Here is a 25,470-nt window from a genome sequence, read left to right as displayed (position 1 = left end):
GCTATCCGCAGGTTCTACGGCGCGATCGTGGCAACGCCGTCCTTCAGCGTGATGATGCCGAACTGGAAGTTCTGCTGCTTGCCACCACCGTCGATGTCGAACTGATCACTGGTGGGGTAGCCCAACCGGCCGCCCTCGTAGCCGACCGATCCCCATGCGTCGAAGATCGGACCGTACGGTGTTGACCAGGCTCCGCTGAGCGGACTCCAGTAGATGTTGCCCGTCTCGAACTGGTTGAAGCGTCCGCCGTCCCTGATCGGGCCGAGCTCGTTGGACTTGGGGAACCCGAGAGCTCCACTCTCCCAACCCAATTCGCCGTACTTGCCCAGAATCATGCCCTGCACCGAGTGCACACCTGCATCGGGAGAGGTGTAAATGGCACCGATCTCGAAGCCCTGTACCGATCCGGGCTTGTTCGGCGTTTCGACCTCGTCGAGCACCGGGTAGCCCAGCGGTCCGCCCTCGTAACCCTGGGCAGCCCACTCGTCGAGCACAGCACCCTTGACCGCGTGCGCGCCGGTCTGCGGCGTGAAGTAGACCATGCCGTTCTGGAAGGCGTTGAACCGTCCACGGCCGTCGGGAGTACCGATCTCGCCGGTCGTCGGGAACCCGAGAGCGCCCTCTGGGCCCCCGTTGCCCTGGTAGATGCCACCGATGGCACCGGCGACGACCTGCGCACCGGTATCGGGGGTGAAGAAGACCCGGCCGAAGGTGAAGTCCTGAGCGCGACCACCGGCCACGTTGTACTCGGCGGTCAAGCACGGGCCGAGCCACGAATTGGCACCGCTCGCGTTGCCGATCAGTCCGGCGACGCTGCACGCGGGCTTGTCGACCTCGACACCGAGTGCGGTGGCGAGCTGCGGCCACAGCTGATGCAGCTCGAACTGCCAGTACGGCCACGAGTGCGTGCCCGACGGCCGGTAGTTGACCTGAGCGGGAATGCCGAGCTGATTGAGCTTGGTGGCGAACGTCTGCGAGGTCAGTCGCGAGAGGATCTCGAGACCCATGCCGGCGTAGTTGGTGCTCACGCCGGGAATGGGCGACGGCTGATCGTACGGTCCGGCCGAGCCGTTGCCGCTGGAGATGTAGAGGCTGACGCCTTCGAGCTTGTCGGCCAACATGTACGGATCGTGCTGTGCCCACAGAGAATTCGAGGGCGGCCCCCACATAGCGCTGGAGCTGTAGCCGCCGGCGTCGGTCATCGCGTACTGGATTGCCTGCGGCATGCCGAGCGAGGTGGTGCTCAGGATGCCCGAGAGCGAGCCGGCGAACTTGAAGAAACCGGGGTTGCGCGCGGCCAGGAACATCGCGGACGTGCCGCCCATCGACAACCCGACGACTCCGCGGGTGTCGGTGCTACGCCAGTCCCGCTCGAGGATCGGTGGGAGCTCCTTGGTCAGGAACGTCTCCCACTGGTAGTTCTTGCCGTTGTCCTGATCGACCCAGTCGGAGTAGAAGCTGGACTGGCCGCCGATGGGGAGGACCACGTTGACGTTCTTGTCGGCGAAGTAGGACTCGGCGTCGGTCTCGGCCGTCCAGCCGTTCTCCTGATCGGTCGCGCGTAGGCCGTCGAGCATGTACACCTGCGGGAACGTGGCCTGCGGGTTGATGTTCCAGTCACGCGCGAGCAGCAGCTGAACCTGGATGGGCGTTCCCATCGAGGGCGACTGGATCCACAGCGCGACGCGACGATCGGAGAGCCAGTCCACCGACGTGACGGTGGCACCGGACGTCTGCGTGTAGGCGGGGCCGGCAAGCGCAACAGGGGCCGTCTGCGCGATGGGGGCGGCGGAGGCGACGGTCGTCGCCGCGAAGGGGATCATCAGCGCGGAAGCGACGGTCAGTGCTGCTGCCGCTCGTCGAGCCCGTGTGCCGGCCGATGTAGTCCGACCGAACCGAACAAGCTCAGTGCGCATGATGGTGACTCTCTTTCGACGTGACTTTCGAAGGTCTCCTATCGAGACATGCTTCGTATGTCTTTCTACACGTGCCCGGTGCCGACGAGCAGCAGACGCGCTGTGACTGGTGGTGCAATTGTGAACTGGTTCGACGGTGGCGATCACGGTCGAGACCGAAAAATGCCGCCCGGCGCACAGACGCGGGGCGGCATTTCTCGAAGAACGACTTCTCGATCGGTGTCAGGCGTTGAGCGCGTCCAGGATCTGGCCGCGAGCCTTCCACAGCTCGGCTCCCCAGTACGGCCATGCGTGGATGCCGTTGGACGGGAAGCTGTAGGTGGCCGGGATGCCCAGAGTGTTCATCCGGATCTGGAATGCACGGGTGTTGGCGAGCGAGAGTGCCTCAAGCGCCATGCCGTTGGCCGTGTTGTAGAAATCGATCGGCGCGGCCGGACGATCGAACTCGCCGGGCAGACCGCTGGCTGCCGAGATGTACAGGGACAGGCCCTCGAGGCGCGGCGCGAAGACGAACGGGTCGTTGCGCAGCCACGCCGGGTTCCAGGGCGGTCCCCACATGGAGTCGACGTTGAAGCGACCTGCGTCGAGCATCGCGACGCGGATGGCCTCACGCATGCCGGGCGCCGAGATGTTGAGGTAGCCCGAGAGCGAACCGGCGAACTTGAACTGATCGCGGTGGTACGCGGCGAGCGTCAGAGCTGCCGAACCACCCATCGACAGTCCGAGAACACCGTTGTTGCTACGCGAGACGCCGTAGTTCTCGAGGAACGCGGGCAGCTCCTCGGTCAGGAACGTCTCCCACTTGTAGGTGACTTCCTGGCCGTTGAAGTTCGACGAGGTGTACCAGTCGCTGTAGAAGCTCGACTGACCGCCGACGGGCATGACCAGGGTCACGTTGTCGTTGGCGAACTGATCCTGCGCGTTGGTCTCGAACGTCCAGGCGTTGCGATCGTCGCGTGCGCGCAGTCCGTCGAGCAGGTACAGCGCAGCGTTTCCGCCGCGGGCCGCCCACTGGACCTGGACCTTGATGGGGCCCATCTCGGACGGGACGATCAGGTCTTCACGGCCACCGGCAGGGGCCTGATGCGCGACGGGAGCGGGCGCTGCAACAGCGACTGCTCCACCGACGACACCGGCTGCGAGGGGAAGTACGAGCGCTGCAGCACCGACGCCGAGCAGGCGCTGACGCCAGCGTGAAGACGCCTTCGGTGTTCTGCTGAGGCCGGCAAATCGCATGAATCGTGCTCTCTTTCATCTACGCGGTCTCCGCGACATGCGGCCCCCGGCAATCGAACAGGGCTTTCCTGGTGGCCCCTCCGGGCCGAAGGACGATGTGGTCCCGAAAAATCTGAGGTTCTGCTGTGAAAACAGGCGAACCGCTCGATGGAGGTTATTCCATCGAGCGGTTCCAAGGCAAAACTGTGATCAGCGTCCCAGTTTCACCTCGACGTTTCCCTGGAACAGGAGACTATCCTGCTCGGTCCCCGCTGAACAGCCCTGAAAAGTCGTGAAGTTTCACTAAGGGCCGGAAAACGGACCAAACAACCGAAATGTTCCGTGACCGGGTCAGTTACCGATGTTGGCGCTCAGGTCCGGTGCCATGATGCGGATCTGCTCGCCCCAGTAGCCCCACTGGTGGGTACCGACGGCCGGGAACGCATACGTGACGTTGTTGGCACCGATGCTGGCCATCCGGATCTGGAACGCCCGACTGTTCGCCAGTGCGATGGCCTCGAGGCCCATGCCGTTGCCGGTGTTGTAGTAGTCGATGAAGCTCCGCGGGCGATCGAGTCCGCCGGGCAGACCGCTACCTGCGAACACCCACACGCGGGTTCCGTTGTCGCGCAGACGAGGCGCGAAGACGAACGGGTCGTTGCGCAGCCACGCCGGATCCCACGGCGGTCCCCACATCGCGTCGATGTTGTAGCGACCGGAGTCGAGCAAAGCCAGACGCATCGCTTCACGCATGCCGGGAGCGGAGATGTTCAGGTAACCGGACAGCGAGCCTGCGTAGCTGAACTGGTCCGGGTGGTAGGCAGCGAGCGTCAGAGCAGCAGAGCCACCCATCGAGATACCGATGACACCGTTGCGGTTGGGGTTGAAGCCCCAGTTGGCGCGCAGGTTCTCACGCAGGTTCTGCGTCAGGAAGGTCTCCCACTTGTACGTGGTCTGCTGGCCGTTGAAGTTCGACGGTGCGTACCAGTCGGAGTAGAAGCTCGACTGTCCGCCGACCGGCTGGACGACGTTGATGTTGTATCCGGCCAGAACGGCACCGGCGTCGGTCTCGTGCTCCCAGCCGGAGATGTCGGTGGTGGCCCGCAGCCCGTCGAGGAGGTAGACGACACGGTTGGTGTTGCCGTCCGCGGCGCGCCAGACGCGACTCTTGATCGGACCCATGCTCGAGTCCGTCCAGACGTCGATGGCATTGCCGTCGAAGGCAGCGTTGGCAGTTGCGCCACCGCCGGCTACAGCCAATCCCAGTGGGAGGACCACCGCCATCAGCATGGACGTGGCGGCGCGGCGTCCCCAGGACCCACCCCGCTTGTCCTCGGACCGGCTCTTCCTTCTACCCAGCATGCACTCGACCTCTCAGCTGCTTCATCGTCACATCGGTTACGCAATCAACGCTTGATCTCGCAAGTTCTCCATGTCTGCCGCCCGACCACACAGGTCGGACGCATACACATCCTCCGCACTTATCGCACGAAGGACGACCCCCGTTACATGATCGAGATAGCTCATCTTGGCGTCGAGACCAATTCGGCGCAACCCGGTGACCTTTTCGTGTTCGGACATCTAATTGTCCGCCTTCAATATCGGGGCCGGAAGATCACATCGTTGTATTTCGTACTTCGGCACTCGATCGAACCGATATCCGGCGTAGAACAGCGAGCGCTTGAAATTCCGGACGAACAAATCCTTCGTCAACGGGGCCCGATACGAGGTGAGCAGCTCCTGGGTGTCGGGGCAGGTCAGTGCCACCTGAGCCTCGGTGACCCAGTCCTCGTCCATGTACCAGGGCAGGTAGGGATAGACGGCGACGAGTCCGAGATCGGCCACCACCCAGTCCGGATACAGGTTCTTGTCGTGTCCGATCCGGCCGTTCTCGAGCCGCTCGGTGTGTGACGCCAACGGGTATGCCAGCCCCATCTGGTCGATGACCCGCACGTCGAGACCGACGTTCATGCTGGTCATTCCGAGGTTGAGGAAGAAGACGGTGTGACCGAACCCACCCTCGGGGATGGGGAGCGGTGGTGGCACGACATCCCAATACGTGAACTGAGCCGACGGCAACAGCAACCCGCCGTCGGGAGTGTCCTCGATCGCCTCGACCATTCCCCGCATGCGCGGGTAGTCGAGGTAGTCCGAGGCCAGGATCGGATGGGCGTGCCCGGTGTTGAGCGAGTAGAACGCCCGCTCGTCGACGATGCCGCTTCGGCCGACGATCGAGCCCTGCGGCATACCCGTCGTATTGGCAGCCGCGACGGCCCAAACCACGATGCCACCCCAGACGAAAAGATCGGCGACGAAAACCGCTGTGGCGCGATCTGCAGACCAGCGTTTCGGGAGGGCAACCGGCAGCACCGAAATCGGCAACAAAAGCGTGAACAATGCCGGCAACAATGTCCGACCGTGCATGAAATCGCCGCCGACGCGGATGGCGTACAAAGCCAGCAGTAGACCACTGATCAACACGAAGACGACCACGGCGGTCGGCGTCCGCAGCGCTGCGAGCCAGCCGCCGACGGTGCGGGGCAGGGACAACCGCACTCGCGAGGCCGACAGTGCAGCACCGACGACCAGCAGTACGAGCGGCAGCCACAGCAGGTACGGCCCCACGAGGTTGGACAGGTACTCGAACCCCTGCGACCACTTGGCTCCGCCGGCATCCTTCGACACCGCGGTGTTGGGGTACGGCAGGCCGTAGTAGCCCATGCGCCAGATCTGATAGAGCACCGGCACGGCTCCGGCGAAGGCGAACACTCGCAGCCTGGACAGCCAGCTCTGCGGGGCCAGGAAGATCATCGCCAGCGCCAGCACCGCCACGATGGACAGTTCCGGACGCACCAGCGGGCCGAGCCCGGCGAAGAAGGCCAGCAGCAGTAGCTCGACGCCACCGGAGCGGCGCTGGCCCCAGCGGACCATCAGCAGCCACAGCATAGCCAGCCAGAAGATGACCAGGCAGGTCTCGAGCCCGGATGTCGCGAAGTCCCGGGCGGGCGGAACCGCGATGTAGACCAGTACACCGGCGGGCAGGAACAGAGTCTGCGACGCGGTGCGACCACGTAGCGCGAACGTGCCCATCATCGCGAGAACGACGGCCGCCGTGGACAGAACCAGTGCGATCGTCAGCACGACGTACTCGAGCCGGCCCTCGCTGAGCCAACTGCCCGCGTAGACGAGGTAGGTCCAGATGGTGCTGGTGTTGGTTTCCACGCGTTCGCCCGCGTTGAACACCGGTCCGTTGCCTGCCAGCAGGTTGCGGACGGTACGCAGAACGATCAGGCCGTCGTCGGCGATCCAGCGGCGCTCCCACGCACCCCAGAGGAACAACGCCCCGGTGACCACGGTCCCGATCCAGAAGACGGGCCTGGTGATCGATGCCCGAGCGGAGTTCTCTTCTCGCGCGTCTCGCTGGTCAGGCGAGGTAGACAGCGACACCAACCACTCCGATCCACGCTATGGCGAGCAGCTGCAGAACCCTGTCTCCCAACGCGATCTCTTCGGGTTCGCCTGCCTCGCCGCCATCGACATCCACTGCGTATCGCAGGATTGCGATAGTAAACGGAATCATCGAGATGGCGAACCAGTTGGCACCCGTGCCGGCATCTTCCTGGAACGCCCACAGGCCGTAACAGATGACGACGGCGGTCGCAGACAGTGTCCAGACGAATCGCAGGTACGTGGTGGTGTAGTTCTCGAGCGATTTGCGGATCTTCGCTCCGGTGCGTTCGGCCAGCTGGAGCTCCGCGTAGCGCTTACCGGCCGCCATGAACAGCGAACCGAACGCCATGATCAGCAGGAACCACTGCGACAGCGGAATCGAGGCAGCGACCCCACCGGCGATCGCCCGGAGCAGGAAGCCCGAGGAGACGATGCAGATGTCGAGCACGGCCTGGTGCTTGAGGCCGAAGCAGTACGCCAGCTGAATCGCGATGTAGACGCCGATGACCAGCGCCAGCTTCCAGTTCGCGATGAACGAGAGACCGATGGCGAGACCGAGCGAGACAACCGCCATCGCGTAGGCGATGTTGACCGGCAGTACGCCCGCGGCGATCGGCCGGAATCGCTTGGTGGGGTGCGCGCGGTCGGCTTCGACATCCAGGGCGTCGTTGACCAGGTAGACCCCGGACGCGGCGAAGCAGAACACGACGAACGCGAGCGCGACGGACAGCAGAACGTCGGGGTCGGTGACCGAGCCCGCCGCCAACGGTGCAGCCAGCACCAGGACGTTCTTGACCCACTGACGCGGACGAAGCGCCTTGACGATGCCGTCCGCCAGGTTCTTCGGCGGTGCGCCTACGGGTGCGGCATCCTCGCTCATTTGTCTCCTTCGAACTTCACGACGGCCGCAGCCGTCAACGCGCCGAGTGCCGATCCGGCCAGCACATCGGTGGGGTAGTGGACTCCGAGCACCAAGCGCGAGAGCAGCATGGGTGGGACGAGGACCGCCGGTAACGGTAGCCCGGTCACCCGGCCGAGGAGAACCGCGGCGGCTGTGGTGGATGTCGCATGCGAGGACGGGAAGCTCAGTTTGCTGGGTGTCGAGACGTTGATGCGCACGGCCGGGTCGTGGGGCCGCGGCCGGCGCACGATGCGCTTGATGACGATCGACGCGGCGTGGGAACCGACTGCCCCGACGGCCACCGAGGCCCACTGACGCCGACGCGGCTTGTCCAGTGCAGCTCCGATACCGGCGATCGCGACCCAGCCGAGTGCGTGTTCGCCGAAGTGCGACATGCCGCGGGCGACGGTGATCGCGCCGGGGGCACTGCCGACGGTGCTCTGCACCTTCTCGAGGATCCGGACTTCCGTCGGAGCCTCGGTCTGTCCCTTACGCCTGGTAACGAAAGACACGTTCCCACGTTTCCTTACTGGTCAGGTGCGGCACGGCATCGCGGTACCGAGCCTTGAGGGCGGGGAATTCGGCTGCCAACTGCTTGCGCAGCGACAGTGCTTCCTTGAGCAGCGCCGCGGCCTGCTGACGATCCCGCTTGCGGTACACGACGCCCCGGCCGTCGGCGGTGGTGACGGTGACGCCGTCGACCTGAGACAACAGGAACCAGCGCGCGTCGAGAGTCGGGACGTTGAGCTGCGGGCGATCGTGATGCTGGGTGTGCGCAGGCTTTGCGTTGTGCAGCAACCCCTTTGCCAACCGGCTGATCTTGGCGAGCGGGTTGGTCGGCAGCCCGACGGCTCCCACTTCCTCACCGGACGCGAGCGGCAGCTCCGTGGAACTGCCGACGACGATCGCGTCGGGAAATTCCTTGCGCAGTGCGTGCACCGTCGGCAGCGCGGTGGGCAGGATGTCGAGAATATGCTCGGGACCGGCAAGGAAGTCGCGGATCGCCAGGTTCTGAATGGCGACCGTCGAGTACTCGAGGCACAGCAGGTGCTTGATCGTGGCCTTGACGGTGTCGAGGACCAGGCCCTTGCCGTCCCCCGGCATGTGCAGCGAGGCGACGACGAGTCGATTGCGCAGGTGGAAGTACGCCTGCCAGTCGATCGCGTCGTCCTTGTCGCTCCACGCCATGTGCCAGATCGCCGCACCCGGCAGGGTGACCGTCGGGTACCCGGCGTCCCGTGCGCGCAAGCCGTATTCCGTGTCGTCCCATTTGATGAACAGCGGCAGCGGCTGCCCCAGTTCCTCGGCGACGACCCGCGGGATCATGCACATCCACCAGCCGTTGTAGTCGACGTCGATACGTCGGTGCAGCAGCTTGCTGGTGCGCAGCGGGTCCTCGGAGAAATCGTGGTCGTACTCCACGTTCTGTGCGCCGGTCCACATGAAGTTGCTGCGATCGATCACTTCGCCCATGACGTGTAGGTGACTGCGCGCCTGCAGGTTGAGCATCTGACCGCCGACGAGCGTGGGGACCTTGGCGAACCGAGACATGGCCAGCGCGCGCAGGATCGAGTCGGGTTCGATCTCGATGTCGTCGTCCATGAACAGGATGTGCTGGCACTCGGTGTTGTTCAGCGCCTCGTACATGATGCGGCTGTATCCACCGGATCCGCCGAGGTTGGCCTGGTCGTGGATGGCGAGGCGACCGCCGAGCGCCGCTGCCGCCTCGTCGAAACCGGGCTCGTCCTTCGCCTTGCGGGTGCCCTGATCCGGCATGATCACGGCCTGGATCACCTCGAGAACCAGCGGGTCCGAGCCGAGGGCGACAAGGGCTTTGACGGCGTCGGTCGGGCGGTTGAACGTGGGGATTCCGACGGCGACGGTGGCGTCACCCGGAGCCTCGATCGGGGCGTACCAACCCGCGCTCTCGAGAACCACCTCGGAATCGGAGGTGATGTCGAACCAGATCCAGCCGCCGTCCTCGAACGGGCCGAGGTCGATCAGAAACTCTTGGGCTGCATCGCCGTCCACGGCCTCGCGGCCCTCGACGTGGATGCGTGAGGCATCGGCCTTGGATCGGTAGACATCGATGCGGCAGTGCCCGGACACCTCGACACGGAGCACGACGGACTTCAGGATGCTGTAGCGCCGCCAGTAGCTCGCGGGGAAGGCATTGAAGTAGGTGCAGAACGACACCTCGGATTCGGCACCGACCGTGACCGAGGTCCGCGACAGCGAATGCGCTCGTTTGGCATTGGTGAGCGCCTCTTCGAGGTACAGCGTGCGCACGTCGAGCGGTTCACCCGAACGCGGCAGCAGTACGCGCTGCAGAAGCGATTTTCCGAGAATCGGCGAGATATCGGCCACACCGTCCGCGAGCAGGTGCTTGGCGGTCACTTGTCGCCTGCCAGGGGTGCGCCGGTCTCGAAGTGCGGAACCAGGGTGTTCTCGTACATGTTCAGCGCGCTCGCGATGGCCATGTGCATGTCCAGGTACTGGTAGGTGCCGAGGCGACCACCGAACAACACTCGGTTGGAGGCTGCTTCGGTCTTGGCGCGGTCGCGGTAGGCCTCGAGCTTCTGCCGGTCGTCGGGAGTGTTGATCGGGTAGTACGGCTCGTCGCCGCTCTTGGCGAAGCGGGAGAACTCACGCATGATGACCGTCTTGTCGGTCGGGTACTGGCGCTCGGGGTGGAAGTGCCGGAACTCGTGGATCCGGATGAACGGCACGTCGCCGTCGTTGTAGTTCATCACCGGAGTGCCCTGGAAGTCGCCCGTCGGGAGCACCTCGGTCTCGAAATCGATTGTGCGCCAGCCGAGTTCGCCTTCGGAGTAGTCGAAGTAGCGGTCCAGTGGGCCGGTGTAGACGATGGGGGCGTCGGGGCTCTCGGCCACGAGCTCGGCCTTGACGTCGAACCAGTCCGTGTTCAACCGGACCTCGATCTTCTCGTCGGCGGCCATCTTCTCGAGCCACGCGGTGTAGCCGTCGACCGGCAGTCCCTCGTAGGTGTCGTTGAAGTAGCGGTTGTCGAACGTGTACCGCACCGGCAACCTTGTGATGTTGCCTGCGGGCAGATTCTTCGGATCGGTCTGCCACTGCTTGGCGGTGTAATCCTTGATGAACGCCTCGTACAGGGGGCGTCCGATCAACGAGATCGCCTTCTCCTCGAAGTTCTGCGCGTCCTTCGAGTCGAATTCACTGGACTGCTCGTCGATGAGAGCCCGCGCCTCGGCAGGCGAGAAGTACTTGCCGAAGAACTGCGAGATCAGACCCAGGCCCATCGGGAACTGATACGACTGGCCCTTGTGCAGAGCGAAGACGCGGTGCTGGTAGCCGGTGAAGTCGGTGAACTTGTTGACGTAGTCCCAGACCCGCTTGTTCGAGGTGTGGAACAGATGGGCGCCGTACTTGTGTATCTCGATACCCGTCTCGGGCTCGGCCTCCGAGTACGCATTGCCGCCCAGGTGGTGCCGCCGATCCAGCACGAGGACACGCTTGCCCAACTGGGACGCCGCCCGCTCCGCCACGGTCAGTCCGAAGAACCCGGATCCGACGACGATGAGGTCGTATCGGCCGGTCACGGAGGCGTCGGAAGAGGTGGTCTCGGGGCTTACAGCAGTCACGGGCAACCAGGGTATCCGACGATCGTGACCGCTCTGCCCCACCAGGCGCCGATCACCGGGCCCGGTGTCATTCGAAGGAACGTCGGAGCAGGTAGGTGTCCATCACCCAGCCGTGCCGGGACTTGACCTCCTGGCGGGCGCGGCGGATCTCGCCCAGCACGTCGTCGAGCGGGCCCGCAACCAGCTTCTCGTCCGCCGTCCCCAGGTTGGCACCCCAGTGGATGCCCCATCCCTCGCCGGTCAGCGCGCTGCAGGCCAGGTTGCCGTCGAGCATCACCACGAGATTGTCGAGACCGGCGGCGACATCGCCCGCCAGGTTGCGGCCGGTGGTGATGACGATCGGTCCGCCGATGCGGTTGAGGACGAGCCGATGACTCGCCGCCAGCATCGACACACTGGAGATGCCGGGTGTGACATCGAACTCGATGTCACCGCGCAACATGGCAAGCCGCTCGACGACGCGGACAGTGCTGTCGTAGAGCGCGGGGTCTCCCCAGACGAGGAACCCGACGACGGTGCCCTCGGCGAGGCCGTCGAGCACATCGGCGTAGGCGCGGGCGCGGGCGTCGTGCCAATCGAGGACCGCGCTCTCGTACTGCCGGGGCGAACGGTCGCGTGGCGGGTCGGGCACCTCGATCACCCGGTAGCTGCCACCGTGGTGGCGCTCGAGGATCTCCTGCCTGGCTGCTGCGAGATCGCCGACCGACGCACCCTTGTCGGCCACGATGAACACGTCCACGGCCCGCAGCTTCTCGACGGCCTGGACGGTCACCTGGTCCGGGTGGCCACCGCCGATGCCGATCAGATGGATCTTCACGAGCGGTCCCGACACGCGTCGTACAGGTGGGATTCGGTGACGACGCGTCGAGCCAGGGCGGGTCCCACCAGAATCACCGCCGCCTGTCGCAGGTCGGCGGCCTCGACCTGATCTGCGATGTCGGCCAGAGTGCCGCGCAGAATCAGCTCGTCCGGCCTGCTGGCATGGAAGACGACGATGGCCGGGCACTCCGGGCCGTAGAACTCCGTCAGTTCTTCGGTCAGGATCCGCGTGCGAGTGATCGCCAGGTGCAGTGCCAACGTCGCCCGGGTGGCGGCGAAGTTCTTCAGCGCCTCGGTATCGGGCATCGCCGTCGAGCGAGCCTGCGCACGGGTGAGCACCACCGATTGCGTCACCTCGGGAACCGTCAGCTCGACGCCCAGTGCGGCAGCTGCGGCTGCGTAGGCCGGAACGCCCGGGGTGACGTCCCAGGGCACGCCTGCGGCGTCGAGTCGAGCGGACATCTCCGCCAGCGCGGAGTAGAGGGACGGGTCCCCCGAGCACAGGCGAGCGACGTCCTCCCCGCGTTCGTGGGCGGCGACCAATTCTGCGGTGATGGCGTCGAGGTCGAGCTTCGCGGTGTCGACCAGTCGGGTGCCTGGGGAGCAATGTTCGAGGATCGCGTCGTCGATGTAGGTACCGGCGTAGACGCAGACAGGGCTCGATCGCAGAAACTCGACGGCCCGCAGCGTGAGCAGGTCGGCAGCGCCGGGTCCGGCTCCGATGAAGTGCACAGTCACAGCTGATGAGCGTAGAGGACATGTTCGACGCGCCGGGACGCTCGAACTTCCCGCCGATGGCTAACTGTCAAGCTAAGGTTTAGTCTTGTGTCTGATGGGACTCATGTTGCTGATGTGATTCATGTTGTTCAGCAACTGGAGATCCTACGACGCGTACCTACCAACAACCAGGGAGTACCGCCTTGCCGAACCGTCGAACGAAGCCGTCGATCGTTCTCGGTGCTGTCGCACTGCTGGCCGTCGCGACCCCTTTTGCGGTCGCAGGCCTCACCGACAGCACGACAACCGGAGTTCGACCGGCCAACGAGACAACCCCCGTCACTGTGCCGACCAAGATCGTCGAGACTGCGCTGAGCGCTGCACCGGACATCGTGATTCCGCTGCAGGAGCTCACCGGACTGCCGTTGCCCGATCTCCGGCTCTCCGATCTGAAGTACCTACCGCTGCCGGATTCCATCGTGATCCCGCCGATCGAGATCCCCGACATCCCGGGTCTCACCACGCCCGCGCCGGGCAACGCGACCGCACAGGCGCCGATTCCTCGGGTGGATGCAGCTGCACCCGTGAATCCCGAAGCTGCCGATCCGACCGGCCCGCCGCTCGGTGCCGCCGTGAAGGAGATCAAGCAGGACACCCCGTTCAGCATGGTGGCCCTGACGTCCGAGCAGCTGGACGGTGCTTCCGCTCAGGTCCGCCGGCAACTGGAGGACGGCTCCTGGGGCCCGTGGCTGGAAACCGCGCCGGTGGATACCACTGCGAGCGACGCCGTTCCCGCTGCGGAAAAGCAGGGCACCGAGCCGATCTTCGTCGGACTGACCAACGCCGTGCAGGTTCTGTTGACGCCGCTGACCGGTAGTGCCGCACCGATTCCCGAGGTTCCGGTCGTCGAACTGCCTGCCACCGACGCTCCAGCCGAGGCTCCCGCTGCGGCGGAACAGCCACTGGGCTACACCCCGGCATCGTCGAGCAAGCCACTGCGCCAGCAGGATCCGGCCCCACTCGATCCGGCTGCAATGGATCCGGCCGCAGCCGAGCCTGCACCGGCAGATCCGGCAGCGGATCCGGGCCAGGCGAGTTCTGCAGAGCAGTTGGCTGCGGCCGTCAACGACATCAGCGCCGTACTCATTACCCCCGGCACGTCGCCGGTCGACTCGGCATTGAGCGATATCGCCACTCCCGTCGCCGGTGACGCAGGCCCCAAGGTCATCACCCGCGCGCAGTGGGGTGCCGACGAGTCGATCCGTTGCGCCACACCGACGATCGACGACTTCCTGGGCGGTGCCACGGTGCACCACACCGCAGGCAGCAACGACTACTCCAAGTCCGAATCGGCCGAGATCGTCCGCGCCATCTACGCGTACCACGCGCAGACGCTCGGCTGGTGCGACATCGGTTACAACGTCCTCGTCGACAAGTACGGCCAGATCTTCGAGGGTCGTGCGGGCGGCTTGGACAAGCCGGTTCAGGGCGCACACTCGGGCGGGTTCAACGAGAACACGATGGGCATCGCCATGATGGGCGACTACTCCAACGTCGATCCCTCGCAGGAGACCATCGATTCGGTCGGCAAGTTCCTCGGATGGCGACTCGGCAAGGCCGGCCTCGACCCCGAGGGCACCACCACGATGACCTCCGAGGGAACGGATTTCACGTTCGTCGGCCGCGGCCAGAGCGTCGACTTGCCGGTGATCTTCGGTCACCGCGACGTCGGCAACACCGAATGCCCCGGTGACGCCGGATACGCACGACTCGGGGAGATCCGCGACATCGCTGCGGCAAACCTCGGCGGCGGCGGAGATGCAACTCCGGTCTCGCCCGACGTGACCGACACTGCTCCCGATACCGCAGTGACCGATTCGACCCCGTCACGTCCGGGCACCGACGTCAGTTCCACTCTGGGCGAAAACATCCCGGCCCTGGTCGCCGAGCTGCAGCGACTGGCGGCGACCAGTCCGGTCGCACAGAAGTGGTTGGCGTCGGGCGGAGAAACCGGCTCGCTCGGCGTTCCGGTGAGCGGTCTGGTGCAGGTGAGCGGCGGCCGTGAGAAGGCGCAGTTCGCCAACGGCGAGATCATCACCAACATGGCCGGCCAGGCCGTGGCCGTCATCGGCAAGATCTTCCAGCAGTACGTGCAGCAGGGTGGCGTCGACGGCATCCTGGGTCTGCCGCTCACCGACGAGTTCCGGGTGCCGGAAGGCTTCCGGACCGACTTCGAGAACGGTTCACTGATCTTCAACGAGCTCACCGGAATCGTCACCACGGTGATCAAGACGTACAACGACACCTACAACGCGGAGATGCAGAACCCCGTCGCAGCACCGGTGGAACCGGCTCCTGTACCCGAGCCTGCTCCCGCACCGGAACCCGCACCCGCGGGCTGAGTTCGGACAGTCGACGAGGGCCGAGTCACCGTGGTGACTCGGCCCTCGTCGTGTTCGATACGCCCCAGGGCCGGAGCGTCACCACCAGCGTTCGAGGACGTGCGCCACTCCGTCTTCTGCGTTGGTGACGGTCTGTTCGTTCGCCGCCGCGACGGCAGCGGGGTGCGCGTTGCCCATCGCGACGCCCAGTCCCACCATCGACAGCATCGGCACGTCGTTGGGCATGTCGCCGAAGGCCACGATGTCCTTCACGTCCACCGACAGCGTCTCGGCGACCTTGGCCAGGCCCGACGCCTTGGTGATGCCCGGTGCCGAGAGCTCGATGAGTCCGTTGTCGGTGGAGAACGTCAGGTCGGCTCGACCGGAGATCAGCGGGGACAGGATGTCGGCCATGTGTCCGCTGGTGGAGCCGGACAGCCGGATCAGCAGCTTGACGGCCGGAACGTCGACCACGTCGTCCTCGGTCATCTCGACGTTGTCGGGGTTCAGCCAGGCGTGCTCGTATCCCGGGGAGCTGACGAACTGAGGGGTGGCCGAGTCGTGTGCCGTCCGGCCCACTCGCTCGGCGGCAAGTCCGCAGCCGGGCAACGCGCGGTAGGCGAGGTCGGCCAACCACTGCAGCGTCTCGACGGAGAGGGTCTCGGCGCTGAGCACACGATCGTTGGCGGCGTCGTAGATCACCGCACCGTTGGCGCACACCGACATCGGCGCGTATCCCAGCTGATCGACGACGGGATGGATCCACCGCGGCGGCCGGCCGGTGGACAGGACGAAGGGAACTCCGTCGGCCACGACGGCCGAAACGGCGCGCCGAGTACGTTCGGTAACGCGTTCGTGCTGGTCGAGCAGGGTGCCGTCGACATCGCTGGCAACGAGGCGGGGGGCGAGGCGGGGGCGAGGCGGGAGGTGTTCGGCGCGTTGGTCATCGTGACGTCATTCTGCCCTAGTGTCGAAGCACCCTGTTTTCGACATGCACGTCTTCGATGTGGAAGGAACGGTAGATGACATCTGTCAACCGTCAGATCCGATTGGCTCAGCGCCCGGTGGGACGTCCCGACGAGTCGACGTGGAACCTCACCGAGGAACCGATTCCCACGCCGGGCGACGGCGAGTTCGTCGTCACCGTCGACTACGTCTCCCTCGACCCCGCGATGCGCGGCTGGCTCAACGACGCGCGCTCGTACGTACCGCCCGTCGGGATCGGCGAGGTGATGCGGGCGCACGCCGTCGGTCGGGTGCTGGAATCCCAGCATCCCGATTACGCTGTCGGAGAGATCGTTTCGGGGTCTTTCGGCGTCACCGAGCACGCACTGTCGGACGGCACAGGCGTGCAGAAGGTCGACGAATCCATCGCACCGGCACCCACGTGGCTCGGAGCGCTCGGGTTCCCTGGGCTGACGGCGTACTTCGGCCTGATGGACGTCGGCAAGCTCACCGAGGGCGACACCGTGGTGATCTCCGGAGCTGCCGGAGCCGTGGGCAGCATCGCGGGTCAGATCGCGAAAGCCAAGGGAGCCACTGTGATCGGCATTGCCGGTGGACCCGAGAAGTGCGCGTGGCTCACCGAAGAACTGGGCTTCGACGCGGCGATCGACTACAAGAACGAGTCGGTGTACAAGGGCCTGAAGGCGGCTGCACCCAAGGGCATCGACGTGTATTTCGACAACGTCGGCGGTGAAATCCTCGACGCGGCCCTCTCCCGGCTGCGCAAGGGAGCACGAGTGGTGTTGTGCGGAGCCATCTCCGGCTACAACGCAACGGATCCACAGCCCGGCCCGGCGCACTACCTGTCGCTGCTCATCAATCGGGCCTCGATGACGGGGTTCATCATCTTCGACTACCTGGACCGCTACCAGGAGGGCATCGACGCACTGTCCGAACTGCTCACCAGCGGCAGAATGACGGCACGCGAGCAGATCGAGATCGGCGGCGTCACCGCCTTCGGATCGACGCTGAACCTGCTGTTCGACGGTGCCAACACCGGCAAGTTGGTGCTCGAGGTCGGCGAACGCACCCACGACTCGGAATTATGACGGCGTCTCGTTCGTTGAACCCCACGTATCGACCGATAATGAGCTAGGAGAGCAAAGATGTCTGCAGCCACCGAAACCGCCATTCTCGCCGGAGGATGCTTCTGGGGAGCCGAAGAGCTCGTTCGCAAGCTCCCGGGAGTGATCTCGACCCGCGTCGGATACACCGGAGGCGAGGTCCCCAACGCGACGTACCGCAACCACGGCAATCACGCCGAGGGCCTCGAGGTCGTCTATGACCCCACCCAGACGACGTACCGCGATCTGCTCGAGTTCTTCTTCCAGATCCACGACCCCACCACCAAGAACCGTCAGGGCAACGACATCGGCGCCAGCTACCGCTCGGCGATCTTCTACCTCAGCGACGAGCAGAAGCGCGTCGCCGAGGACACGATCGCGGACGTCGACGCGTCGGGACTGTGGCCGGGCAAGGTGGTCACCGAGGTGACCGCGGCCGGAGATTTCTGGGAAGCCGAGCCCGAGCACCAGGACTACCTGCAGAAGTACCCCGAGGGCTACACCTGCCACTGGGTGCGTCCGGAGTGGAAGCTGCCGCGTCGGGCCTGAGCGGCTGCGCCGCACTGAGCGAGGAGCCTGCGGTCGTTCCGCAGGCTCCTCTCCGGTCTCGTAGCCTGCTACGAATTGCCGCGCACGTGTCGGCGGAACTTGCGACACTGATCCGGTGACTTCCGACAGAACCCCTCGGTCGATGGCCGACGTCCTTCGTTCGCCGCGTTTCTGGCTTGCGCCGATCCTGGTCGTCTCAGCGCTGATGTCGTTTCTCGCCGCGCTGTATCTGGGCGGCGTGCTCGACCCCAGGGGCAATCTGCACGACCTACCCATCGCGATCGTCAACCAGGACGAGGGCGACACCCTTGCAGGCGAGCAGCGCAACATCGGCAACGACATCGTCGCGGGTCTGCTGCAGAACGTCGATCCGGAGAAGGTCGATTTTCGGGAAGTCGGTCCGGCACAGGCGCAATCATTGCTGTCGACGGCCGAGGCCTACGGTTCCATCGTCATCCCGAGCGATTTCACCAAGAGGATGGGAATTCTCGCCCAGGCGAGCGTGATTCCCGGGGACGTCGAGAAGCCGATCATCACGGTCTACACCAACCCACGTGCCGGCAGTTTCGGGATGTCACTCGTGACCGGAGTGGCGACACCGGCCTTCGAATCGGTCAATCAGACTGTGGGACAGCAGATCACCGAGCAGGTGCGCCAGCAGCTCGGTGAGACTCAGCTCGCCGGTGCAAGCGCTCTCACCCTCGCGCAGCCGATCGATGTGATCGTTGCCCAATACGATCCTCTGCCCGACGGCACCGGCGGTGGCCTGTCCGCCTTCTATTACGCGCTCTTGCTCGTCCTGGCGGGCTTCACCGGTGCGACCATCGTCAGCGCCCTCGTCGACGGTTTACTCGGATTCACGCCCACCGAGATCGGCCCCAAGTACATCCATCGGGGACCGACCCAGATCAACCGCTTCCAGACGCTGCTCGTGAAATGGCTCGTGATGATCGTCCTGGCCATGCTGGTGTCTGCCCTCTATCTGCTGATCAGCCATCTGCTCGGTATGCCGATCACCCATGCCTGGACTCTGTGGATGTACGGCGCGTACGCGATCGCCGCGGTCGGCATCACGGCACTGGCGGTGATGTCCGCATTCGGCACGGCAGGACTGCTGATCAATCTGATCGTGTTCATCATTCTGGCGTTGCCGTCCTCGGGCGGCACCATTCCCCTCGAAGCCAGCCCGCGATTGTTCACCTGGCTGGCGCAGTTCGAGCCAATGCACCAGATCTTCCTCGGCACCCGCTCGATCCTGTACTTCAACGCCTCACTCGACGCAGGGCTGCTGCACTCGGTGGGCATGACGTCTCTCGGACTGCTCATCGGGCTCGTGTTCGGTGTGGTGTTCACCCGCATCTACGACGGCAAAGGCCTCGACCGGAGCCTCGATTCGACCGGCGCTCTCAGCTGACGCCAGTACACTCGATCCAATGCTTGCTGTGAATACGGCCGGGAGCGTGGTACCCCGACGTGCCTTCCACGCTTACCTCGACGTCGCGATCGTCGTACTCGTACTCGTGGGTACCAACCTCATCGCGCACTTCACCACGGTGTGGGCCAGTATCGCGACGGTTCCGATCGCCGCGGTTCTGCTGGTCGTCCTGGCGAACCGTCGCGGTCTGGGGTGGGCCGAACTGGGACTGTCTCCTAAGCAGTGGAAGACCGGATCTCTGTACGCACTCGGAGCCGTCGGGGTCGTCCTGACCGTCGTCGCGATCGGTGCGTTGCTGCCACTGACTCGGCCGTTCTTCATGGCCGACCGGTACGCAACCGTCTCCGCCGCCATCGTCGCATCGATGATCGTCATCCCCCTGCAGACCGTCATCCCGGAAGAACTCGCGTTCCGCGGGGTGCTGCACGGCACGCTGGGTCGCATCTACGGAGCTCGGGGTGTGTTCGCCGCCGGATCTCTGCTGTTCGGTCTCTGGCACATCGCGTCCTCGCTGGGACTGACGGCCGGCAACGTGGGGCTGAGCGGATTTCTCGGTGGCGGGCTGTTCGGGCAGATCGTCGGTATCGCGCTGGCCGTGGTGGCCACTGCGGCGGCGGGTGTGGTGTTCACGTGGCTGCGCAGCCGCAGCGGAAGTTTGATCGCGCCCATCGCCCTGCACTGGTCGTTGAACGGACTCGGCGCGCTGGCTGCTGCGCTGGTCTGGCACGCGTCGGTGAGCTGAAAGACATGAAAGACGACCTGCACCAGTACCTGCGGATCGCGCGCGAAAACATGCTGTGGAAGCTCGACGGCCTCACCGAGTACCAGAAACGACGACCGATGACGCCCACGGGGACGAATCTCCTGGGGTTGATCAAGCACCTGGCGATCGTCGAATACGGCTACTTCGGTCTCACCTTCGGCCGCGAGTTCCCCGCCCCATTCGCGGATTTGGTGAAATCAGCCGAGGCGCGACTGAACTCCGATATGTGGGCCGCTGCCGACGAATCCTCCGAGTCCATCGTCGACCTGTACCGCGAGGCCTGGTTGCACGCCGACAAGACCATCGAATCGAACGACCTCGACACTGTCGGACGCGTCCTGCACTGGCCCGTCGAGAGGCAGGAAATAACTCTGCACCGCGTGCTCGTGCACCTCGTCGCCGAAACCAACCGCCATGCTGGGCATGCGGACATCGTGCGCGAACTCATCGACGATTCCGTCGGACTCCGATCGGGCAACGAAAACATGGCCGACGGCGACGCAGCATGGTGGGCTGCATATCGAGATGAGCTGGAAACTGTTGCGCGAGAATATGATTGATAGTTCATCCGAAGACATGACGGACTGAAATACCAGTTCGTTCGAGATACGCACCCCACGGATTCCAGTCGTACCGAGGAATCGACGCGGACATCTTCTGCCGGCGACTCCCGTCTATAGATGGATGGAGCGTGATGCGGCAGAGTCCGACATCTTGAGCGGACCGTACGACGACTCAAGCGTCGGTGATCGACTGCCCGAGGGCGTACGGGTAAGCCGCAAGGGCGGCAGATCGCACGCGCACGACGGCGTGGCGGTCTGATACCACACGCCACCGACAGGTTCTGGATAGCGAATAGTTAAGCGTGGCAATAGTTTTCGATTGCACTATGGTTGCCAGTCGAACGCGCGTTCGATACACTTGCTTCCATGACCACGGAGATCTGGCAACTGAGCGAGAGTGAACTCCTCGCCGAATCTGCCGCGATCTCCCACCAGATCCAGCTGCTCGAAGCCCGACGCATCGCCCTCGTCGCCGAAATCGACACCCGCGTGAGCCGCGAGAAGCTCGGCTTCCCCGGCCCCGCCGGCTGGCTGACCTCCACCACCCTTCTCTCACCGGCCAAGGCCACCAAGATCGTCGCTCTCGCCCGCGGACTGAAGAAATTCCCCGACATCGCCGACGCCGTGAACACCGGCGTCATGTCCGTCGACCACGCCGCGCTGATCCTCACCTTCGTCGAAACACCACCGAAGGACCTCCCGGAAGAGGGTCGCGATATAGCCCGCACCGCGATGATCGCCGCCGCGACCGGGCCCGACGCGCGTACCGGCCGGATCCGTGCAGCGATCACCAAGCTCGAGGACGAGTTCGGCGGCAAGACCCCACCACCCGAGAACACCGACCGCAACGAACTCTTCGCCTCGAAGACGTTGAACGGGCGGTTGGTGCTCAAAGGAGATTTCGATGCGATCACCGGCGAGAAGCTGCTCACCGCACTCTCACCGTTGACCGAACCCCGACCCGCAGCCGACGGCACCGAGACACTCAAAATCGCAGACGACCGCAGCCCCGCCCGACGCAGGGCCGACGCCTTCGGCCACATCCTCGACCAGTACCTCGCCTCCAGTAGCCGGCCCACCGAAGGCGGCGAACGCCCCCACCTGAACCTGCACATCAGCCTGCGCGATCTCACCGACCTCCGCGACAGTGCAGACACCGACGACATCACCGACGACGAGAACACCCGCACTGCAGACGAATCCGATGACGACGGCCACCCTGCCGCGGATCGTGACGCATACAGGGACCTGTTCGGCGACGGCACCACCGTCGGGTGGCTGCCCTGGATGGGGCCACTGTCCCACAACACTTCCCGGCAACTCGCCTGCGACTGCGTCCTCACCGCCATCGTCATGGACGAGCACGGCTCCCCGATCAACCTCGCCCGCACCGCCCGCACCGTCACCGCCAAACAACGCAAAGCCCTCATCGCACGAGACCACACCTGCGCGTTCCCCGGCTGCGGCAAACCCGCCGCGTGGACAGAGGCGCATCACATCTGGCATTGGGCCGATGGTGGCCCCACCGACATGAACAACCTCGTTCTACTGTGCGGATTCCATCACCGACTCATCCACCACAGTGACTGGGAAGTGTTCATCGGCACCGACAACCACCCCTGTGGGGGCACCTCCCGCTTGCGGGGGATCGTACCACCAGCAACCGTCGACCCCTACCGACAACCTCGACCATCCCACGCCCGAGCAGGCCCCCACATCGCCTGAGCCTGCCGACACGAACCGAACGAACAATCCAGCCCCGCACCGAGAACGGTGCGGGGCTGGACGAGGTTGATTCAGGAACCCGAGGGAGCTGCCGGCGGAGCGGGAGGAGTCGCGCCATCGGCCGGAGCAGGCGGCGTCACACCGTCACCCTCAGCACCCGGTGTGGGCGGAGCAGGCGGCGTCGCACCGTCACCCTCAGCCGGAGGCGCAGGCGGCGTCGCCCCATCTCCCGGGGTCGCAGGAGTAGCACCGTCCGCAGATCCCGGTGGTGTCGGAACAGCGGGAACCGTAGCTCCGTCACCGGAATCCGGAGCTGCCGGCACTGCAGGTACATCCGACCCGCCACCTCCGTCGGTCCGCTGCCCGAGGGTCGAAGTCGACGCCACCGTGGACACTCCGGGCGAGACGTCCGGCCCAGTCGCAGCGAAGACTGCCGATGCAACCAGCGCACCGACTGCGAGTCCCGCTGCCGCCGTCGCCACCAGCGGTACCCGTCCCTTCCACCGCTTCGGACTGGTCTCTCGAACCGCGTTGCCGGGGACTGGCTCCGGGTTCGAGGCGGCGGGGATCGGCTGAGTCTGATCGTTCACGTTCACTCCATGTTCTGGTCTGTGTCGTTCGTTTCGGTCTGTCATCGACCCTGCCGCGGCTAGCTGAAGTCACCCTGAAGCCGCGCGCATCTTCAGGATCACTTCAGCTGGTGGGTGACAATCGAGGCATGACATACAGTTCCGCTCCCCGGGTGATGGTGGTGGAGGACTCGTTACCCATCCGAGAAGCGCTGATGGCCGCATTCGAGGACGCGGGATTCACCGCCGCGTCCTTGCCCGACGGCGACGACTTCGAGACCACGATGGCAGGCTTCCGCCCCGATGTCGTGATTCTCGACGTCATGCTGCCCGGCGCGCGGGACGGGTTTGCGCTCATCGACATCGTCCGCCAGAGCAGCGATGCAGGAATCATCATGGTCACCGCGAAGGATCGGCTGGAAGACCGCCTGCGTGGATTGACCGACGGCGCAGACGACTACGTGGTCAAGCCGTTTCAGCTCGACGAGGTGGTCGCACGAGCGAAATCGGTGCTGCGTAGACGCGGCAGATCCTCGGACGCCATCCAAGTGGGCGATCTACTGGTCGACGAGTCCGCGGGGGTCGTCACCCGCGCCGGTCACGTCCTCGATCTGACGGCGACCGAACTCCGGTTGGCAACCTTCCTCGTCGCGCAGCGCGGTCGCACTGTCTCGAAAACATCTATCCTCGAATCGGGTTGGGGCTACGGCGCGTACGACGCCAACCTGGTGGAAGTGCACGTCAGTGCGTTGCGTCGCAAGATGGAAGCCCATGGACCGCGGTTGATCCACACCGTCCGCGGCCTCGGTTACGCCCTGCGGGCCCCGCAGTGAACCGCACACCGACGCCGTCGTTGCGTACGCGAGTGGTCGCCACTGTCGTCGTCCTGTTCGCGGTACTTCTGGTGATCGTTGGGGCATCGGTCGATGTCGTTCTGGGTCAACAGCTTCGGCGCGATCTGGAAGCGCGGTTGACCGACAGGGCATCCCGTGCGATCGAGCTCGTGGAGAGCGGCGTCGAGTCCAGCGATCTGGTGCAGTCCCTCCAGGGCGACGCCATCCGAGTACGTGTCACCGCGGCAGACGGCACGGTCTACGGCGCACCCGGCAGCGGACCGCCCGGGCCGGATATCAGGCCCGCAACCCCGGCCCCGCCTGCCGGACAGTCGAAGACTCCCAGCCCTCCCGGTCCACCCGATCCTCCTGCCCCGCCGTCGGATTCGCTGGAGATCACCGAGCCCCTGCCCGACGGGTCGACGCTGTCGCTACTCGGCGACACCACCGCGATCGCCGATGTCCGCCGGCAATTACGCATCCTGATGGTGGCTGCCGGTGCTGTCACTCTGCTGCTGGCCGCCGCCGCACTGACCTACGCGGTGCGGCGCGCGCTGTCACCTCTGGACTCCATGACGTCGGTCGCGCGCCGAATCACCAACGGCGACAGAGGGCGACGGCTTCTTCCATCCAAGCCGAAGACGGACCTGGGCCGCACAGCATCAGCCGTCGACGAGATGCTCGACGCCCTCGAGGATGCCGAGCGCAAGGAGGCTGCGGCCGCGCAGTCGGCGCGTCGAGCAGAGGAGGACATGCGACGGTTCCTGGCCGACGCGGCACACGAATTGCGTACGCCGGTAGCCGGGATCTCGGCGCTGGCTCAGTCGTTGCAGCGCGACGCCGAGCACCGCCCCGATCGGGTCGGGAGATGGAGCGAGCTGTTGGTCGGCGAATCTGCCAGGGCGTCGCGGCTGGTGGGCGACATGCTCGATTCCGTTCGTGCAGAGAACACTTCGGAGCTGGAGGTGACCGACGCAGACCTCGCCGACGTGGTTCGGCGCACCGTCGATCGCGCGGCCCTGCTGTCCCCTCAGGTCCGGTTCGAGGTCGACGGATCGCAACCGGTGCCGGTCAGGGTGGACGTGGGCCGCGTCGAGCAAATTGTCTCGAACGTCCTCGACAACGCCGCTCGTTTCACACCGCCCGGCGGTACCGTCCGAGTGACGACAGGAGCCGATTCACAGGCGTTCGTCACCGTCGATGACGAGGGTCCCGGCGTCGCAGAAGCCGATCGCGAACGCGTCTTCGAGCGGCTCGTACGACTGAACTCTGCGCGTGACCGTTCTTCGGGCGGCGTCGGGCTGGGGTTGTCCATCGCACGCACGCTGGCGCGCGCTCACGGCGGCGAACTCGTCTGTGCCGCAGGACCTACCGGCGCACGATTCCGTCTGACACTTCCCAGCCCTACCGGTCGTTCCGCGGGCTCCACTCCGGCGAACCACCGATAGCTATTCGACGATCAGGTCCATCAAGAGGCTGTCGTGCCAACCGCCCGGACCCTTCTCGTATTTGCGCATGATTCCGACGGGCTCGAAACCGACTGCGCTGTAACAGGCTATGGCCACAGCGTTGTCGGCAGCGGGGTCGATCACCAACCGATGATGCCCCAGGTCGACTGTCAGGTACCGCACCAGCGTGCCGACGGCGTCCTTTCCGACGCCGCGGCCGTGCACTGCCGGGTCCAAGAAGATGTCGATCGACGCATGCCGGTACATCGGATCGGTCTCTTCGCTGAACTGGATCAATCCCACTGTTGCGCCGTCGAATTCGACAACCAGACGCTTCTCCTCGGGGTTGTCGAACGGCCAGTTCTCGTCGGCGTCCTCGTCGCCCCACCGCGCGTACACCTCGGGGGTGTGCAGTATCCGGCGTAGCTCCGGCACGTCCTCGGCGGTGACGGGCCGCAACACGACCCGTTCACCGCGGAGGTTCATCGCCGTGC

22 protein-coding genes are annotated in these 25,470 nt (G+C 65.1%); 9 read left to right on the top strand and 13 right to left on the bottom strand.

Translation table 11 applies throughout. The features are described 5' to 3' along the window. Positions 1 to 14 precede the first annotated feature (14 nt). The 10 genes from AYK61_RS17995 to cobM form a co-directional block, all read right to left on the bottom strand. Entirely contained in the window at positions 15 to 1,916 is a 1,902-nt protein-coding gene (locus tag AYK61_RS17995; protein ID WP_121871816.1) for an alpha/beta hydrolase-fold protein, read from the bottom strand. A gap of 222 nt (positions 1,917 to 2,138) precedes the next feature. Beyond that, entirely contained in the window at positions 2,139 to 3,152 is a 1,014-nt protein-coding gene (locus tag AYK61_RS17990; protein WP_121871815.1) for an alpha/beta hydrolase family protein, read from the bottom strand. A gap of 330 nt (positions 3,153 to 3,482) precedes the next feature. After that, entirely contained in the window at positions 3,483 to 4,493 is a 1,011-nt protein-coding gene (locus AYK61_RS17985; RefSeq protein ID WP_183130341.1) for an alpha/beta hydrolase family protein, read from the bottom strand. 219 nt (positions 4,494 to 4,712) lie between these two features. Next, positions 4,713 to 6,578 carry a flagellar motor control protein ZomB gene (gene zomB, locus AYK61_RS17975; RefSeq protein WP_121871813.1) on the bottom strand — a complete coding sequence of 622 codons (1,866 nt, stop codon included), beginning with the start codon at positions 6,576 to 6,578 and terminating at the stop codon, positions 4,713 to 4,715. Beyond that, positions 6,556 to 7,461 carry a decaprenyl-phosphate phosphoribosyltransferase gene (locus AYK61_RS17970; protein ID WP_121871812.1) on the bottom strand — a complete coding sequence of 302 codons (906 nt, stop codon included), beginning with the start codon at positions 7,459 to 7,461 and terminating at the stop codon, positions 6,556 to 6,558. The genes zomB and AYK61_RS17970 overlap by 23 nt, the downstream gene beginning before the upstream one ends. After that, a complete protein-coding gene (locus AYK61_RS17965; protein WP_052047296.1) occupies positions 7,458 to 7,994 on the bottom strand; it encodes a phosphatase PAP2 family protein in 537 nt (178 codons plus the stop codon). The genes AYK61_RS17970 and AYK61_RS17965 overlap by 4 nt, the downstream gene beginning before the upstream one ends. Then, a complete protein-coding gene (locus AYK61_RS17960) occupies positions 7,972 to 9,879 on the bottom strand; it encodes a glycosyltransferase (RefSeq protein ID WP_121871811.1) in 1,908 nt (635 codons plus the stop codon). The genes AYK61_RS17965 and AYK61_RS17960 overlap by 23 nt, the downstream gene beginning before the upstream one ends. Then, complete coding sequence (gene glf / locus AYK61_RS17955; RefSeq protein ID WP_183130340.1) at positions 9,876 to 11,105, bottom strand: UDP-galactopyranose mutase; 1,230 nt, start codon at positions 11,103 to 11,105, stop codon at positions 9,876 to 9,878. The genes AYK61_RS17960 and glf overlap by 4 nt, the downstream gene beginning before the upstream one ends. A 67-nt stretch (positions 11,106 to 11,172) precedes the next feature. Next, positions 11,173 to 11,922: a precorrin-6A synthase (deacetylating) gene (gene cobF / locus AYK61_RS17950; RefSeq protein WP_183130339.1), complete on the bottom strand. Its 750-nt coding sequence runs from the start codon at positions 11,920 to 11,922 to the stop codon at positions 11,173 to 11,175. After that, positions 11,919 to 12,662: a precorrin-4 C(11)-methyltransferase gene (cobM, locus tag AYK61_RS17945; protein ID WP_121871809.1), complete on the bottom strand. Its 744-nt coding sequence runs from the start codon at positions 12,660 to 12,662 to the stop codon at positions 11,919 to 11,921. The genes cobF and cobM overlap by 4 nt, the downstream gene beginning before the upstream one ends. A gap of 182 nt (positions 12,663 to 12,844) precedes the next feature. On the opposite strand from cobM, the gene AYK61_RS17940 reads away from it, so the two are divergent. After that, entirely contained in the window at positions 12,845 to 15,043 is a 2,199-nt protein-coding gene (locus AYK61_RS17940) for an N-acetylmuramoyl-L-alanine amidase (protein ID WP_121871808.1), read from the top strand. Positions 15,044 to 15,121: 78 nt separating this feature from the next. Here AYK61_RS17940 and AYK61_RS17935 read toward each other — a convergent pair whose 3' ends face one another. Then, positions 15,122 to 15,892, bottom strand: coding sequence for an HAD family hydrolase (locus tag AYK61_RS17935; protein WP_121871807.1), 771 nt, complete (start codon positions 15,890 to 15,892; stop codon positions 15,122 to 15,124). A gap of 152 nt (positions 15,893 to 16,044) precedes the next feature. Here AYK61_RS17935 and AYK61_RS17930 point away from each other — a divergent pair, with 152 nt between their 5' ends. The 6 genes from AYK61_RS17930 to AYK61_RS17905 all read left to right on the top strand — a co-directional run bounded on the left by AYK61_RS17930 (position 16,045) and on the right by AYK61_RS17905 (position 22,126). After that, entirely contained in the window at positions 16,045 to 17,076 is a 1,032-nt protein-coding gene (locus AYK61_RS17930) for an NADP-dependent oxidoreductase (protein ID WP_121871806.1), read from the top strand. A gap of 57 nt (positions 17,077 to 17,133) precedes the next feature. Beyond that, entirely contained in the window at positions 17,134 to 17,640 is a 507-nt protein-coding gene (gene msrA, locus AYK61_RS17925) for a peptide-methionine (S)-S-oxide reductase MsrA (protein ID WP_121871805.1), read from the top strand. A gap of 142 nt (positions 17,641 to 17,782) precedes the next feature. Further along, the gene (locus tag AYK61_RS17920; protein ID WP_121871804.1) at positions 17,783 to 19,054 is read left to right on the top strand and encodes a YhgE/Pip domain-containing protein; all 1,272 of its coding nucleotides are present in this window, start codon (positions 17,783 to 17,785) and stop codon (positions 19,052 to 19,054) included. A gap of 19 nt (positions 19,055 to 19,073) precedes the next feature. Continuing rightward, a complete protein-coding gene (locus AYK61_RS17915) occupies positions 19,074 to 19,817 on the top strand; it encodes a CPBP family intramembrane glutamic endopeptidase (RefSeq protein ID WP_121871803.1) in 744 nt (247 codons plus the stop codon). Positions 19,818 to 19,822: 5 nt separating this feature from the next. Next, positions 19,823 to 20,398, top strand: coding sequence for a DinB family protein (locus tag AYK61_RS17910; protein ID WP_121871802.1), 576 nt, complete (start codon positions 19,823 to 19,825; stop codon positions 20,396 to 20,398). Between the two features lie 369 nt (positions 20,399 to 20,767). After that, positions 20,768 to 22,126: an HNH endonuclease signature motif containing protein gene (locus AYK61_RS17905; RefSeq protein WP_121871801.1), complete on the top strand. Its 1,359-nt coding sequence runs from the start codon at positions 20,768 to 20,770 to the stop codon at positions 22,124 to 22,126. Between the two features lie 71 nt (positions 22,127 to 22,197). Here the strand turns inward: AYK61_RS17905 and AYK61_RS27065 are convergent, their stop codons facing one another. Further along, positions 22,198 to 22,716: a hypothetical protein gene (locus AYK61_RS27065; RefSeq protein WP_147458348.1), complete on the bottom strand. Its 519-nt coding sequence runs from the start codon at positions 22,714 to 22,716 to the stop codon at positions 22,198 to 22,200. 128 nt (positions 22,717 to 22,844) lie between these two features. On the opposite strand from AYK61_RS27065, the gene AYK61_RS17890 reads away from it, so the two are divergent. Together AYK61_RS17890 and AYK61_RS17885 are read left to right on the top strand one after the other, a co-directional pair. Beyond that, positions 22,845 to 23,528 (top strand): response regulator transcription factor, encoded by a 684-nt coding sequence (locus AYK61_RS17890; protein WP_121871798.1) that lies wholly within the window; start codon positions 22,845 to 22,847, stop codon positions 23,526 to 23,528. Beyond that, on the top strand, positions 23,525 to 24,976 hold the full coding sequence (locus tag AYK61_RS17885) for a HAMP domain-containing sensor histidine kinase (RefSeq protein WP_259468110.1): 1,452 nt from the start codon (positions 23,525 to 23,527) through the stop codon (positions 24,974 to 24,976). The genes AYK61_RS17890 and AYK61_RS17885 overlap by 4 nt, the downstream gene beginning before the upstream one ends. On the opposite strand, the gene AYK61_RS17880 is transcribed toward AYK61_RS17885, so the two are convergent. Continuing rightward, positions 24,977 to 25,462, bottom strand: a complete 486-nt coding sequence (locus AYK61_RS17880; protein ID WP_121871796.1) for a GNAT family N-acetyltransferase — start codon at positions 25,460 to 25,462, stop codon at positions 24,977 to 24,979. Positions 25,463 to 25,470 lie beyond the last annotated feature (8 nt).

Source organism: Rhodococcus sp. SBT000017 (genome assembly GCF_003688915.1).
Taxonomy (GTDB): domain Bacteria; phylum Actinomycetota; class Actinomycetes; order Mycobacteriales; family Mycobacteriaceae; genus Rhodococcoides.
This window is presented reverse-complemented; position numbering and strand designations above follow the sequence as displayed.

Coding starts and splice junctions, on each gene's coding strand:
- AYK61_RS17995 (WP_121871816.1), bottom strand. CDS start 1,916: ATGCGCACTGAGCTTGTTCGGTTCGGTCGGACTACATCGGCCGGCACA.
- AYK61_RS17990 (WP_121871815.1), bottom strand. CDS start 3,152: ATGCGATTTGCCGGCCTCAGCAGAACACCGAAGGCGTCTTCACGCTGG.
- AYK61_RS17985 (WP_183130341.1), bottom strand. CDS start 4,493: ATGCTGGGTAGAAGGAAGAGCCGGTCCGAGGACAAGCGGGGTGGGTCC.
- AYK61_RS17970 (WP_121871812.1), bottom strand. CDS start 7,461: ATGAGCGAGGATGCCGCACCCGTAGGCGCACCGCCGAAGAACCTGGCG.
- AYK61_RS17930 (WP_121871806.1), top strand. CDS start 16,045: ATGACATCTGTCAACCGTCAGATCCGATTGGCTCAGCGCCCGGTGGGA.
- msrA (WP_121871805.1), top strand. CDS start 17,134: ATGTCTGCAGCCACCGAAACCGCCATTCTCGCCGGAGGATGCTTCTGG.
- AYK61_RS17920 (WP_121871804.1), top strand. CDS start 17,783: ATGGCCGACGTCCTTCGTTCGCCGCGTTTCTGGCTTGCGCCGATCCTG.
- AYK61_RS17915 (WP_121871803.1), top strand. CDS start 19,074: ATGCTTGCTGTGAATACGGCCGGGAGCGTGGTACCCCGACGTGCCTTC.
- AYK61_RS17910 (WP_121871802.1), top strand. CDS start 19,823: ATGAAAGACGACCTGCACCAGTACCTGCGGATCGCGCGCGAAAACATG.
- AYK61_RS17905 (WP_121871801.1), top strand. CDS start 20,768: ATGACCACGGAGATCTGGCAACTGAGCGAGAGTGAACTCCTCGCCGAA.
- AYK61_RS17890 (WP_121871798.1), top strand. CDS start 22,845: ATGACATACAGTTCCGCTCCCCGGGTGATGGTGGTGGAGGACTCGTTA.
- AYK61_RS17880 (WP_121871796.1), bottom strand. CDS start 25,462: ATGAACCTCCGCGGTGAACGGGTCGTGTTGCGGCCCGTCACCGCCGAG.